The sequence below is a fragment of the Pseudomonas sp. HMWF006 genome (genome assembly GCF_003061205.1).
GTDB classification, from domain to species: Bacteria; Pseudomonadota; Gammaproteobacteria; order Pseudomonadales; family Pseudomonadaceae; genus Aquipseudomonas; species Aquipseudomonas monsensis.
Map to the genome: position 1 here is coordinate 4,706 of NZ_QAIU01000598.1, position 13,520 is coordinate 18,225.

Here is a 13,520-nt window from a genome sequence, read left to right on the forward strand (position 1 = left end):
GGCCGATTGCCTGAAGGTCTTCGAACGGGTCTATCCGTTTGGCTGGCTGGGCATTCTCGCCGACACCCCTCCAGTGCATGACGAATTGGTCTACGCCCGCCATGAGCGCGGTTTCGCCCTGTGCAGCATGCGCTCGGCGACTCGCACCCGTTATTACCTGCAAGTGCCTGCCGAAGAACATGTCGATGACTGGAGCGATCAGCGTTTCTGGGACGAACTCAAATCCCGCCTGCCCGCCGAGCTTGCCGAGAAACTTGTCACCGGTCCGTCGATTGAAAAAAGTATTGCGCCACTGCGCAGCTTTGTCGTCGAACCGATGCAGTACGGGCGGATGTTCCTCGTCGGCGATGCCGCCCATATCGTTCCGCCTACCGGCGCCAAGGGCTTGAACCTGGCCGCCAGCGATGTCAGCACCCTGTTCAATATTCTGCTGAAGGTTTATCGCGACGGCCGCACCGACCTGCTGGAGAAATACTCGGAAATCTGCCTGCGCCGGGTATGGAAAGCCGAACGGTTTTCCTGGTGGATGACCTCGATGCTGCACCGGTTCGACGAACATGATGACTTCAGCCAGCGGATCAGCGCCTCGGAACTCGACTATTTCGTCAGCTCCGAAGCCGGCAGAAAAACCATTGCAGAAAATTACGTCGGACTTCCATATGAGGCTATCGAATAGCCTGCTATCGACTTACACTGGCGAGCATCCCCCGCTCGCCTTGCGACCTGCGGGATTCTCACTGCCCGCAGGTTCCGCCCGTGACCAATCTTCACCAGCCTGAAACACCCAAACCGGCCATTCGCAGCGTGCTGGTCGCGCTGATGATGGCGATCTTTCTTGGCGCGCTGGACCAGACCATCGTCGCCGTGTCGATGCCGGCCATCTCCGCCCAGTTCAAGGACGTCAGCCTGCTGGCCTGGGTAATTTCTGGCTACATGGTAGCGATGACCGTGGCCGTGCCAATCTACGGCAAGCTCGGCGATCTGTACGGGCGGCGCAAACTGATGCTGTTCGGCATGGGCCTGTTCACCCTCGCCTCGCTGTTCTGCGGCATGGCGCAAAGCATGGAACAACTGGTGCTGGCGCGGATTCTTCAGGGCATCGGCGCCGGCGGCATGATTTCGGTGAGTCAGGCGATCATCGGCGACATCGTGCCACCGCGTGAGCGCGGGCGTTATCAGGGTTATTTCAGCAGCATGTACGCGGTGGCCAGTGTCGCCGGTCCGGTGCTGGGCGGTTACATGACCGAATACCTGTCGTGGCGCTGGGTGTTTCTGATCAACCTGCCGCTGGGCCTCGGTGCCTGGTGGGTGGCGCGGCGCAACCTGCGCGGATTGCCGGTTCCGCAGCGCAAACCGATCATTGATTACCTCGGCACGCTGCTGATGATCATCGGTCTGACCGCGCTGTTGCTGGGCATCACCCAGGTCGGTCAGGGTCATTCGTGGCGCAGCAGTGAAGTGCTTGGCTTGTTCGCCTGCGCCGTCGTGGTGCTGGCAGTGTTCGTCTGGCATGAACGCCGGGCGCGGGAACCGCTGCTACCGATGCACCTGTTCGCCAACCGCAATGCCCTGCTGTGCTGGTGCACGATTTTCTTTACCAGTTTCCAGGCGATTTCGTTGATCGTGCTGATGCCGTTGCGCTTTCAGAGTGTCACCGGCGCGGGCGCTGACAGTGCGGCGTTGCATCTGTTGCCGTTGGCGATGGGCCTGCCAATCGGTGCCTACTTCGCCGGCCGGCGCACGTCGATCACCGGGCGCTACAAGCCGCAGATCCTCACCGGTGCGACCCTGATGCCGATCTCGATTCTCGGCATGGCATTCAGTCCGCCAGAAGCAACGCTGCTCAGTGGTCTGTTCATGCTGCTCAGCGGCATTGCCGGGGGTATGCAATTCCCCACGTCGCTGGTCGGCACCCAAAACTCGGTGGAGCAACGTGACATCGGTGTCGCCACCAGCACCACCAACCTGTTTCGCTCGCTGGGCGGCGCGGTGGGGGTGGCGTTGATGTCGGCACTGTTGCTGGCCTTCTTGCAGGATTCGAGTTTTGCCCATCTGGCAAGCAGTTCGCTGATGAGCGAGGGGCATTCGGGCAACGTGTTGCTCGATGGCTTGAACGCGGCGCCAGGGGATGCACAGAACGCCTTGCGTGCGGAGCTTTCGGTGACGTTCCGGCATTTGTTGTGGGTGAGCACGGCGGTGTCACTGCTGGGACTGGCGGCAGCGATTGCGATGCCCAATAACCTGTTGCGCGGGCGTGAGCACGGCGCCAGATAGAACAAACTCCACGATCCCTGTAGGAGTGAGCCTGCTCGCGATCAGGGTGTTTCATTCAACAGTGATGTCGACTGACATACCCTGATCGCGAGCAGGCTCACTCCTGCAAAAGGCCGTTCACTCAAGGGCTGTAGTAACCCACCGCCACCAGGAAATGCCCGACCTTCTTCAGGTAGGCATGCTTATCCTCGACCTTGCCGGTCACCGGGTTTTTCCAGCGGTATTCGTATTCGCCACTGTCCTGCTTGCCGATCAGCGCCAGAATCGGTTCGCCCACCGGTTTGCCGTCCGGGTCCTTGATCTTGCTGAAATCGGTGTTGATCAGCCGCAGGTTGGTGCCGTGGGCGACATAGCGCTGGGTGTCGAGGTCGACCACAAACACATACAGGTCATCCTGCAGATAGCCGCCCTTGAGCGAGTTGATCGCCGTCAGCGTGCCCTTTTCGTCTTTGCCCAGATCGGTGGCTGCTTTATCAAGCAGTGCCTTGGCTTGCTCCGCAGAGGCTCGCGGCAAGTAATAACCCACTGCCAGAATTCGCTGGCCGATGCGCTGGTAATACACATGCTTGCGCTCGACTTTGCCGTCCGCCCAGTTCTGCCAGCGGTATTCGGCTTGCTGGATGCCGTTGCCTTCAGGCACCAGCAACGCGTCCTTGAAGGTCTTTTGCAGGTCCGGCCCGAGCACTTCGCTGACATCACGACCGATCAAGGCAGAGGATGGCCCGCCGCTGGCGAGCATCACGCCCTTGGTATCGACCACGAACACATAACGATCCTTATCGACGAACTCGCCCTGACGGCTGAACGCGGCGAAGGCCTTGTCGCCGTTGTCGTGGTAGTAGGCCAGTGCCTTTTCCAGCAGGGCGATGGCGGCCTTGCTGTCGTCCTTTTGCGTGGAGACGGCATTGGCCTGCCCTGCCCCCACAAGCAGCATCAGCCCGAGCCACGCCACTTTATGCAAAAACCCCATAACGCATCCCTCGTTCTTGTTGGTGTTTCAAGAGCGTAGACGGCTTGGGGTCATATGGAAGTTGAACTTGAATCCAGAGATTACAGGCGAGAGCCCCTCAGCTTAGCCCCTAGGGCCGGGCATTGATCTGTTGCTGCAGGTTCTGGATCTGTGCCTGCAAGGTATTGAGGTTGCGGGTCATCTGGCCACGGAACGCATCGAACTCGGCGGTATTGCCACCGCCCTGTGGCGCTGCCGGACGGTTGTCCTGCTCGCTTTTGAGGACAACGATTTCCTGCTCCAGGCGCTCGATCGCAGCGTTCGAGTTGCCCTGCTTTTTCAGCGCAGTGATATCCGCGCCGAGGCTTTTCAGCTGGGTGTCATAACTCTTGAGCAGGGCATCGACCTTGCTGGTGTCGGCCGGCGCACTTTTCAGGGTCGCCAGTTCTGCACTCAGGGCTTTGACCTGGGCCTGCAACTGGGTGTTGGCGTTCTGTTGTTCGGTGGTCTGCGCGGTCATCTGCGCCAGGCGCTTGTCCAGATCGCTGGCCTGACCGGCCACACCCTGCTGCTGTTTGCCCTGATCGAGCAACTTGCCTTCAAGCGCTTTGATCTGCAGCTTCAGGGCTTCGCTGTCGGTGTTGACGTTGGTCTGGCTGGCGACCACCTTGCCGGAAATATCCTGCAAGCGCCCCGCAGCTTCCTCACTGATGCGCGCGAAGCTTTCCTGGGTCGCGACCAGTTGCTGTTCCATCAGCGAGATCTGCTGAAAGCTCCACCACGCCAGGCCCATGAAGGCAAAAAACAGCGCGCCGACCAGCGCCCACAATGGCCCGGTGCTGGCCGCCCGGACCTTGACCGCCGGTGGTGTGCGCGAGTGCACGGACGTGCGGGCAGTGGTCGGAATGTCATCGTCGTCGAACGTGTCGGCGCGCAGGCTCGGGACATCGTCGAAATCGTCGTGGGCATCATTACGCATGGACATTGAGGCAACCTTTGTGAAACGCGGTGATGGCTAAATGCTGCGAAGTATAACCGCCGCAGCCGCAGGGATTGACCCCCAACCTGCGGTGCGGTTCATTGCCGGCCGGCCGAATCGTTGCAACGCGTTTCAGCGAATGTCCTGTGCTTTCCACCAGCCGCAGAACTCGTCGAGCGCCGACCACAGGCTGACTTTCGGATCGTAGTCGAGATAATGCCGGGCGCGACTGATGTCGAGGGTGAAATTTTTTTTCATCACTTGCATGCCCAGGCGCGACAGCGTCGGTTCCGGTCGCCCCGGCCAGAGCCGGCAGGCGCCTTCGTTGAGGGCCGCGACACTGTACGCCAGGCCGTAGGACCGGTACTTGGTGACCTGCGGGACTTCCATCTTGCGCATCACATAATTGACCACATCCCACAACGGCACCGGCGCGCCGTTGCTGATGTTGTAGGCCTTGCCCAGCGCCGAGCCGGCCGCCAGCAAACTGCTGAGCATGGCCTCGTTGAGGTTCTGCACACTGGTGAAATCGACCTTGTTCAGGCCATTGCCGATAATCGCCAGCCGGCCCTTGCGCTGCATGTTCAGCAGGCGCGGGAAAATGCTCATGTCGCCGGCCCCGGTAACGAAACGCGGACGCAGCGCAAGGGTTTCCAGACCGAATTCCTGCGCGCCAAAGACCTTTTGCTCGGCGAGATACTTGGTCGCCGCGTAGGGATGCTTGAAACGTTTGGGCACCTGTTCTTCGGTGAGGTTGAAGTGGTCGCGCCCATCGAAATAGATCGACGGCGACGACAGGTGCACCAGCCGCCGCACGCGCTGCTTCAGACAGGCTTCGACGACGTTTTCCGTGACCTGCACGTTGCCCTGATGAAAGTCCTGATAACGCCCCCACAGGCCGACGGCGCCGGCGCAGTGCACCACCGCTTCGACGTCGGCACACAGTTCACGCACCAATTCGGGATCGGTCAGGTCGCCGGGGATGAATTCGGCACCGCGGCGTACCAGATGCTCGACGCTCTCGGCCCGGCGACCGTTGACCCGCACGTCCAGGCCCTGCTCCAGGGCGAAACGCGCAAAGCGTCCGCCAATGAAGCCGCTTGCGCCGGTGACCAGAATTTTCATGTAAAGCTCCAATGAAACCAGCTGCGAGCTTCAAGCTTCGAGCTGCAGGGTAAAAACAATGCTCAGCGCTTGACTTGCCGCTTGCAGCTTGACGCTCGCAACTGCTTTTAAGCCACCAGCCATTGTGGTGAAGAACGTACCAATTGTTCGGTCAGCAAACCCAGCAGCTGACCACCATTGCGCCAATGATGCCAGTACAACGGCACGTCGATCGGTTTATCTGGCAACAGTTCGCGCAACACACCGCGTTGCAACTGGTCGCGCACTTGCAGTTCCGGCACCAGTCCCCAACCGAAACCGGCTTCGGTCAGGCGCACAAAACCCTCGGAAGACGGGCACAAATGGTGCTCGAATCCGCCATCGACGCCGAGCGAGGCCAGGTAGCGATGCTGCAGGAAATCGTCCGGGCCGAACACCAGCGCCGGGGTGCGCGGCAACTGCTCGGCGCGCACGCCATCAGGAAAATGCCGCGCGATGAACGCCGGGCTGGCCAGCGCCCGGTAACGCATCGCCCCGAGCAATACGCTACGGGCGCCGGCGACCGGGCGTTCGCTGGCACAGACACAGGCCGCGACCTCGCCGGCACGCATGCGCTTGAGGCCGACGGTTTGATCCTCCACCACCAGATCCAGCAATAAATGCTGCTCGGCACAAAAATCACCCACGGCTTCGGCCCACCAGGTGGCGAGGCTGTCGGCGTTAAGGGCGATGCGCAAACGCTCGGGCAGGCCTTCTTCGTCGAGCGCTGGCACCAGCGTCTGCAAATCGCGCTCAAGCAGTCGTACCTGCTGCACATGGTTGAGCAGACGTCGGCCAATTTCGGTCGGCGACGGCGGCGTGCCGCGCACCAGCACCGGTTGGCCGACCCGCGCTTCCAGCAGCTTGATCCGCTGGGAAATCGCCGATTGCGAAAGGCCCAGCACCTGCGCGGCGCGCTCGAATCCGGCCTGCTCGACCACGGCGGCCAGCGCGGACAGCAATTTGTAGTCGAACATCAGTTTTCCTAATGAGCGATCAGTACTATTGGTTTTTCTTATACAGCTTTCGACCGGAGAATAGCCAGCAGGCACTCTTTATCAAGGAACACTGCAATGGCTGGCGAAACCTCACTCACGACGTTGCTGCGCAGCATGAGCCCGCAGCTCAATGCTGGCGAATACGTGTTCTGCACCTTGGTCGATGGCCAGTTGCCCGAGGGTCTGGAGATTGTCGGCAGCTTCCGCGAGCAGGAAGGCCTGACCGTGATTCTCGAGCGCTCCCAGGCTGAACGGGCCGGGTTCGATTTCGATTATGTGGCGGCGTGGATCACCCTCAATGTGCATTCGGCACTGGAAGCGGTCGGCCTCACTGCGGCGTTCGCCAGCGCACTGGGCAAGGCCGGGATCAGTTGCAACGTAATCGCCGGTTACTACCACGATCATTTGTTTGTCGGTCAGGCCGATGCCGAACGGGCCATGCAAGTGCTGCGCGATCTCGCAGCCAACGCGGAGTAATCGTTATGTGGCAAAGCTATGTAAACGGCCTGCTGGTGGCCTTGGGGTTGATCATGGCGATCGGCACCCAGAATGCTTTTGTCTTGGCCCAGAGCCTGCGGCGTGAACATCACCTACCGGTGGCGGCGTTGTGTGTGGCGTGCGATGCGCTGCTGGTGGCGGCCGGGGTGTTTGGTCTGGCCACCGTGTTGGCGCAGAACCCGACATTGCTCGCGGTGGCGCGCTGGGGCGGCGCAGTCTTTCTGATCTGGTATGGCAGCCAGGCGCTGCGCCGGGCGTTCTCGACACAGAGTCTGGATCAGGGCGAAAACCTCACCGTGCGCTCGTTGCGCGCGGTGATGCTCAGCGCGCTGGCAGTGACGCTGCTCAATCCGCACGTGTATCTCGACACGGTGTTGCTGATCGGCTCGCTCGGTGCGCAGCAGTCGGTGCCGGGGGCTTATGTCGTCGGCGCGGCGAGTGCGTCGCTGCTGTGGTTTTTCACCCTCGCCCTCGGTGCCGCATGGCTGGCGCCGTGGCTGGCAAGGCCGAGTACCTGGCGGATTCTTGATCTGGTGGTGGCATTGATGATGTTTACGGTGGCTGGCCAACTGATTATCGCCAGCTGATTTATTCCAAACAGCTCTGGAACCTCTATCCCACACAGTTGTTGCGTGGTTAAGCCTTGACCCCGGTGCTATGATCCGAACCCTGCGCCGCAAAGAGTAAAAACTCGTCGGTGCATTTCTGGCCGCCCGTGATCGGCCTTGCGCTCACCGCAACAGACCTGATTAGGAGAATCATCATGGCTTTCGAATTGCCGCCGCTGCCTTACGCACACGATGCCCTGCAGCCGCACATTTCCAAGGAAACCCTGGAATTTCACCACGACAAGCACCACAACACCTATGTCGTGAACCTGAACAACCTGGTGCCAGGCACCGAGTTCGAAGGCAAGACCCTGGAAGAGATCGTCAAGACTTCCTCGGGCGGTATCTTCAACAACGCCGCTCAGGTCTGGAACCACACTTTCTACTGGAACTGCCTGGCGCCAAACGCCGGCGGTCAACCAACCGGCGCACTGGCTGAAGCCATCAACGCAGCCTTCGGTTCGTTCGACAAGTTCAAGGAAGAGTTCAGCAAAACCTCGATCGGCACCTTCGGTTCCGGCTGGGGCTGGCTGGTGAAAAAGGCTGACGGTTCCCTGGCCCTGGCCAGCACCATCGGTGCCGGCAACCCGCTGACCAGCGGCGACACCCCGCTGCTGACCTGCGACGTCTGGGAACACGCTTACTACATCGACTACCGCAACCTGCGTCCGAAGTACGTTGAAGCGTTCTGGAACCTGGTCAACTGGAAGTTCGTTGCTGAGCAGTTCGAAGGTAAAACCTTCACCGCTTAAGCTGCGCGCCAGTCAAAAAACCCGGCTATTGCCGGGTTTTTTTATGCTTGCGTATCCCTGTAGGAACTGCCGAAGGCTCGGATCTAAACATACATGTTTAACAAACATGTCCTGATACCGACTCAAGCTACACAATTTTGTGCCTCTGCCTATGCACCTCGCCAATCCGAAGTACGACACCGAATCCCCGCTGGCAAATGCCAGCGAAACACTGGGATCGTTCACAGAGATACTCAACAACTTCGCCGCTGTGCCTGATGTCTCGCACCGCAAGACCGCGCTGGATAACGTGCAACCGGTTGCTTAGTTGTCACGACGGACTGACAACATACACAGCCCCTTGTGGCCGTGTTTTGATTTATCGGCGCCCCAGTGCTCTGCCATCAGACAAACGCATGACCAAATTTTGGGACAAGCGACTGTAGCAGTCCGCGGGTACTGTGCGATCACAGATATTGCTTGATATTGATCCATACCAAAATCGCGGAAAACCATAAAACGCAGACTGTATTGATGTGACCGGGGATGATCACCCAAGGGCGCAATTGCTTTGGAAAATTATTTACTTCCTCAATGGACTCCGGGTCTAAATTTCGCAAGACCTTTAGAACCAAAAGGGCATATACAACTTCAAGACTACCCACTTTGAAGACGATCGGCGTACTTTTGTCGCCCCGATGTGATGCGACGAAACGAGAGTTCGATAAATGGCTCTGAATTTCCTCCAGCTTGTGGGTCGCTACATAAGCTGAAAAGCAATAGTTCAGAAAAAACAATACAAAAAGGGGTATTCCAGATAAGCCAACAAACTGATCAAGGCTCATTATCGACTCACCTCATACAACTTTTCACCGACGAACTCACCAAACTGACCACCGCTATCTCCCATTTGTGCGGCAAGCATGCCATTTACAACCAACATGCAAACCAGACCTCCTGTACCCGCCGTGCCCACTCCAAGAGCAACACATGTCATTGGTGCGATTGGCGCCAGTCTGGTTGCCATCATTCCGCCCACAACATTTCCTGACAGCTTAGAACCTTCGACAAATTTCGCCTGACGGCATTCCTCTTCGCGTCCGGTACGGCATGCTTCGTGAATTTTCATCGCCGCCGAGCTCGCGCCCAATCCAATTGCCAAATAACCGCCGGCCTTTATGTACTTAGAAGATCGCGCCACGCCCTCAATATGTGTCGCATATCCCGGCAATTGATTCGGTGCGCCTGCCTTGTTCCAGTTGTGCACAGTCCTTCGCGAAGATAATCCTAAAGCCCGTTTAAGTTTGGGGTGATCCGGGATGCCCGTCATCTTGCGAACCAAGGGCCCCAAACCGGCATCAAGCTTCGACATCAACCGCTTGCGCTGCGCAAAAAAAACTGCGGGGAATGGAGATTACCGTTCTGGCGGTACTGCTCGATATGTAAGCGTTCCAGTTCTTTAAGCGTGCCCTTAAGCGTTTCCATGTGCTGCCCCACCATAAACGATGCAACACCCAACGCTCCGGAAGAAACACCCAAAAACGGTTCAATCACCTCATGATGCTCAACCATGAAAGAAGCCTCTTCATCCGTCAGGTCTTTCAGCGCTTCATTCACTTTCTCCGCTGCCGCCATCATTTGCGCCTCTTCGCGTCGGCACATGTAGTTGCGCGAGTCGCTGAAGAGGACCATCTGCCCCGCTTTGACCTGTTCACCCAAATGACGGTTAAGCGAACGGAACTCGCGGCGCAGTGCTTCGCCAGGCGTCGTTTCGTACAGTGCGCGCTCCAGCGCTTCGCGGCTCATAGATGTCTGGACAATGTGAAAGCCTGACTCAGCCGGTTTCGGCAAGGTGTAGGCGTGGTCTTCCACCAGTTGCTCGGCCAGTGGTGGTTCGGGTTGGGGGCTGAAGGCGTTCCACGAAGCGCCGCCGCTATCAGTAACAACCCGCGGTTTCACTATGACCCAACCACCGTTATTGATGGCTTCGACGAGTTTTCGCTGGTTGGCGCCTTGCAGATAGTTGGAGTGATTGAGGCCCATTGCATTGAGCAGCTTGTCGAATCCCGGCAGTTCATCCGGGCGGTTGAGTGCCTCTCGCAAGGTGTCCATGGCTTGGTGGGTGTCGAGCGCCTGTTGGCCGTGGAGTTCACGTTGAGGGATAAGTCTGGTCACGTCCGTGCCCCGCTCTGCAAAACGGAGGACTTTGGCGAGCGAACTCAAACTTGAATGCCGGGTGTTTCTGTTTTGCGTGTAGGGGGAATCCGACTTCTCTGTGGCGCGCTGCTTGCTGCCATGCCACAGCGGGCTACCATCAAAAAGAGGAAAAAATGCTGCAAACCGCTCAAGTTGAGGGTCGAAACTACCGACACAGTACAGATTAGGGCTAATACTCCAGGCAGCTGCATTTCGGCCAACGCCACAGGCAAATAACCCTGGGCTTGATTGTCCCTTTGACTGCCATCACGGGATTGCCAATACTCATGGCAACTTGACGCTACCCGCACGGAACAAGGAATAACCCTTTGAAGCTGGAACTCAAGAACAGCTTGTCGGTGAAGTTGCTCCGGGTCGTGCTCCTGTCAGCATTGATCGTCGGCGTGGTCTTGAGCTGCGCGCAGATTGTGTTCGATGCCTACAAAACCCGTCAGGCCGTAGCCAGCGACGCCGAGCGGATCCTCGACATGTTCCGCGATCCCTCCACCCAGGCGGTTTACAGCCTGGACCGGGAAATGGGCATGCAGGTAATCGAAGGCCTGTTCCAGGACGAGGCGGTGCGCCAAGCGTCAATCGGCCATCCCAACGAAGCCATGCTCGCGCAGAAGTCCCGTGAGTTGCAGCATTCCAACAGCCGCTGGCTGACCGACCTGATTCTCGGCCAGGAGCGCACCTTTACCACGCAATTGGTCGGTCGCGGTCCCTACAGCGAGTATTACGGCGACCTGAGCATCACCCTCGACACCGCCACTTATGGCGAGAGTTTCATCGTCAGCTCGGTGATCATCTTCATTTCCGGCGTGCTGCGCGCGCTGGCCATGGGCCTGGTGCTGTATCTGGTTTATCACTGGCTGCTGACCAAACCGCTGTCGCGGATCATCGAGCACCTCACCGAAATCAACCCGGACCGCCCCAGCGAACACAAGATTCCGCAACTCAAGGGTCACGAGAAAAACGAGCTGGGCATCTGGATCAACACCGCCAACCAGTTGCTCGAATCCATCGAACGCAACACCCACCTGCGCCACGAAGCGGAAAACAGTCTGCTACGCATGGCCCAGTACGACTTTCTGACCGGCCTGCCGAACCGCCAGCAATTACAGCAGCAACTGGACAAGATTCTGGTCGACGCCGGCAAGCTGCAACGGCGGGTCGCGGTGTTGTGCGTGGGGCTGGATGATTTCAAGGGCATCAACGAGCAGTTCAGCTACCAGACCGGCGACCAGTTATTGCTGGCACTTGCCGATCGGCTGCGCGCTCACAGCGGTCGGCTTGGCGCACTCGCACGCCTCGGCGGCGATCAGTTCGCGCTGGTGCAGGCCGATATCGAACAGCCTTATGAAGCCGCGGAACTGGCGCAAAGCATCCTCGACGATCTGGAAGCGGCGTTCGCCCTCGACCATCAGGAAATCCGCCTGCGCGCCACCATCGGCATCACCTTGTTCCCCGAAGACGGCGACAGCACGGAAAAGCTGTTGCAGAAAGCCGAGCAGACCATGACCCTGGCCAAGACCCGCTCGCGCAATCGCTATCAGTTCTACATCGCCAGCGTCGACAGCGAGATGCGCCGCCGGCGCGAACTGGAAAAAGACCTGCGTGATGCACTGCTGCGCGATCAGTTCTACCTCGTCTACCAGCCCCAGATCAGCTATCGCGATCATCGCGTGGTCGGGGTCGAAGCGTTGATTCGCTGGCAGCATCCGGAACACGGTCTGGTGCCGCCGGATCTGTTCATTCCGTTGGCCGAACAGAACGGCACGATCATCGCCATTGGCGAATGGGTGCTCGATCAGGCCTGCAAACAACTGCGCGAATGGCACGATCAGGGTTTCGTCGACCTGCGCATGGCCGTCAACCTGTCCACCGTGCAACTGCACCACGCCGAGCTGCCACGGGTGGTCAACAATCTATTGCAGATGTATCGCCTGCCGCCCCGCAGCCTGGAGCTGGAAGTCACCGAAACCGGCCTGATGGAAGACATCAGCACCGCCGCCCAGCACTTGCTCAGCCTGCGCCGCTCCGGGGCGCTGATCGCCATCGACGACTTCGGCACCGGTTATTCATCGCTGAGTTATCTGAAAAGCCTGCCGCTGGACAAGATCAAGATCGACAAGAGCTTCGTCCAGGATCTGCTGGATGACGACGACGATGCGACCATCGTTCGCGCGATCATTCAACTGGGCAAGAGCCTTGGCATGCAGGTGATTGCCGAGGGCGTGGAAACCGCCGAGCAGGAGACGTACATCATTTCCGAAGGCTGCCACGAAGGTCAGGGCTACCACTACAGCAAACCGCTGCCGGCCCGTGAGCTGGGTGCCTACCTCAAACAGGCGCAACGCAGCAACGCAGCCATTTTGTAACCTCAGAAGATCGCAGCCCAGCAGATGCAGCCGAAGGCTCGGACCGCGTTCGGACGATCTTTTGCGTTTCGTAAATAAGAAATATTTCCAGCCACAGCCCTTTACACATAATGCGAAAGATTTGCATTATGTCGCAGTTTTGCGCCCCCAGCGCCTATCTATTCAACTACCGAAGCAGGATGTTCGCCATGATTCGTATGCCTCTGGCTACCGCCAGTCTGCTGGCCATCGCTATTTCCCTCGCCGGTTGCGGCGAAGGCAAAGACAAAGCCGCCGCGCCGACGCCAGCTGCCAGCACTACCGCGCCAGCGGCTGCGCCTGCCGCTGCCGGTAAAGTCGACGAAGCGGCCGCCAAGGCTGTGGTCGCGCACTATGCCGACATGGTCTTCGCCGTTTACAGCGATGCCGAATCCACCGCGAAAACCCTGCAAACCGCCGTCGACGCGTTTCTCGCCAAGCCGAACGCCGACACCCTGAAAGCCGCCAAGGCTGCCTGGGTTGCCGCGCGCGTGCCTTACCTGCAGAGCGAAGTGTTCCGCTTCGGCAACACCATCATCGACGACTGGGAAGGTCAGGTGAATGCCTGGCCACTGGACGAAGGCCTGATCGACTACGTCGACAAATCCTACGAACACGCGCTGGGTAACCCGGGCGCCACGGCCAACATCATCGCCAACACTGAAGTGCAGGTCGGCGAAGACAAGGTCGATGTAAAAGACATCACCCCGGAAAAACTCGCCAGCCTCAACGAGCTGGGCGGTTC

15 protein-coding genes are annotated in these 13,520 nt (G+C 58.9%); 8 read left to right on the forward strand and 7 right to left on the reverse strand.

The annotated features are described in order from the left end of the window. Positions 1–676: 4-hydroxybenzoate 3-monooxygenase (locus DBR24_RS34115; protein WP_256591913.1), on the forward strand; the 676-nt coding region annotated here is incomplete at its 5' end. An 80-nt stretch (positions 677–756) separates the two neighbouring features. Then, entirely contained in the window at positions 757–2,274 is a 1,518-nt protein-coding gene (locus DBR24_RS27710) for an MDR family MFS transporter (RefSeq protein ID WP_128616299.1), read from the forward strand. Between the two features lie 121 nt (positions 2,275–2,395). On the opposite strand, the gene DBR24_RS27715 is transcribed toward DBR24_RS27710, so the two are convergent. From DBR24_RS27715 to DBR24_RS27730, 4 genes are all read right to left on the reverse strand, one after another. Next, positions 2,396–3,244, reverse strand: a complete 849-nt coding sequence (locus DBR24_RS27715; protein WP_128616300.1) for a cache domain-containing protein — start codon at positions 3,242–3,244, stop codon at positions 2,396–2,398. A 109-nt stretch (positions 3,245–3,353) separates the two neighbouring features. Then, positions 3,354–4,208 carry an ATPase gene (locus tag DBR24_RS27720; RefSeq protein ID WP_128616301.1) on the reverse strand — a complete coding sequence of 285 codons (855 nt, stop codon included), beginning with the start codon at positions 4,206–4,208 and terminating at the stop codon, positions 3,354–3,356. 126 nt (positions 4,209–4,334) lie between these two features. After that, positions 4,335–5,327 (reverse strand): NAD(P)-dependent oxidoreductase, encoded by a 993-nt coding sequence (locus tag DBR24_RS27725; protein WP_123466300.1) that lies wholly within the window; start codon positions 5,325–5,327, stop codon positions 4,335–4,337. Between the two features lie 107 nt (positions 5,328–5,434). Beyond that, a complete protein-coding gene (locus DBR24_RS27730; RefSeq protein ID WP_123466298.1) occupies positions 5,435–6,322 on the reverse strand; it encodes a LysR family transcriptional regulator ArgP in 888 nt (295 codons plus the stop codon). Between the two features lie 96 nt (positions 6,323–6,418). On the opposite strand from DBR24_RS27730, the gene DBR24_RS27735 reads away from it, so the two are divergent. From DBR24_RS27735 to DBR24_RS30970, 4 genes are all read left to right on the forward strand, one after another. Next, positions 6,419–6,820 carry an ACT domain-containing protein gene (locus DBR24_RS27735; RefSeq protein WP_128616302.1) on the forward strand — a complete coding sequence of 134 codons (402 nt, stop codon included), beginning with the start codon at positions 6,419–6,421 and terminating at the stop codon, positions 6,818–6,820. Positions 6,821–6,825: 5 nt separating this feature from the next. Then, positions 6,826–7,428, forward strand: coding sequence for a LysE/ArgO family amino acid transporter (locus DBR24_RS27740; RefSeq protein WP_128616303.1), 603 nt, complete (start codon positions 6,826–6,828; stop codon positions 7,426–7,428). Positions 7,429–7,604: 176 nt separating this feature from the next. Continuing rightward, positions 7,605–8,201 carry a superoxide dismutase gene (locus tag DBR24_RS27745; RefSeq protein ID WP_003227660.1) on the forward strand — a complete coding sequence of 199 codons (597 nt, stop codon included), beginning with the start codon at positions 7,605–7,607 and terminating at the stop codon, positions 8,199–8,201. Between the two features lie 139 nt (positions 8,202–8,340). Further along, positions 8,341–8,508 carry a hypothetical protein gene (locus tag DBR24_RS30970; protein WP_158277053.1) on the forward strand — a complete coding sequence of 56 codons (168 nt, stop codon included), beginning with the start codon at positions 8,341–8,343 and terminating at the stop codon, positions 8,506–8,508. A 139-nt stretch (positions 8,509–8,647) separates the two neighbouring features. On the opposite strand, the gene DBR24_RS27750 is transcribed toward DBR24_RS30970, so the two are convergent. From DBR24_RS27750 to DBR24_RS27760, 3 genes are read right to left on the reverse strand one after another with little or no spacing between them, the layout of a single operon-like run. After that, positions 8,648–9,025 (reverse strand): hypothetical protein, encoded by a 378-nt coding sequence (locus tag DBR24_RS27750; protein WP_123466292.1) that lies wholly within the window; start codon positions 9,023–9,025, stop codon positions 8,648–8,650. Next, positions 9,025–9,552 carry a hypothetical protein gene (locus DBR24_RS27755; RefSeq protein WP_128616304.1) on the reverse strand — a complete coding sequence of 176 codons (528 nt, stop codon included), beginning with the start codon at positions 9,550–9,552 and terminating at the stop codon, positions 9,025–9,027. The genes DBR24_RS27750 and DBR24_RS27755 overlap by 1 nt, the downstream gene beginning before the upstream one ends. Next, on the reverse strand, positions 9,552–10,355 hold the full coding sequence (locus DBR24_RS27760) for a hypothetical protein (RefSeq protein ID WP_128616305.1): 804 nt from the start codon (positions 10,353–10,355) through the stop codon (positions 9,552–9,554). The genes DBR24_RS27755 and DBR24_RS27760 overlap by 1 nt, the downstream gene beginning before the upstream one ends. Before the next feature lie 350 nt (positions 10,356–10,705). On the opposite strand from DBR24_RS27760, the gene DBR24_RS27765 reads away from it, so the two are divergent. After that, a complete protein-coding gene (locus DBR24_RS27765) occupies positions 10,706–12,757 on the forward strand; it encodes a bifunctional diguanylate cyclase/phosphodiesterase (RefSeq protein WP_123466288.1) in 2,052 nt (683 codons plus the stop codon). Positions 12,758–12,945: 188 nt separating this feature from the next. Continuing rightward, positions 12,946–13,520, forward strand: a 575-nt coding sequence (locus DBR24_RS34120) for an imelysin family protein (protein WP_305889152.1), incomplete at its 3' end; no start/stop codon positions are given.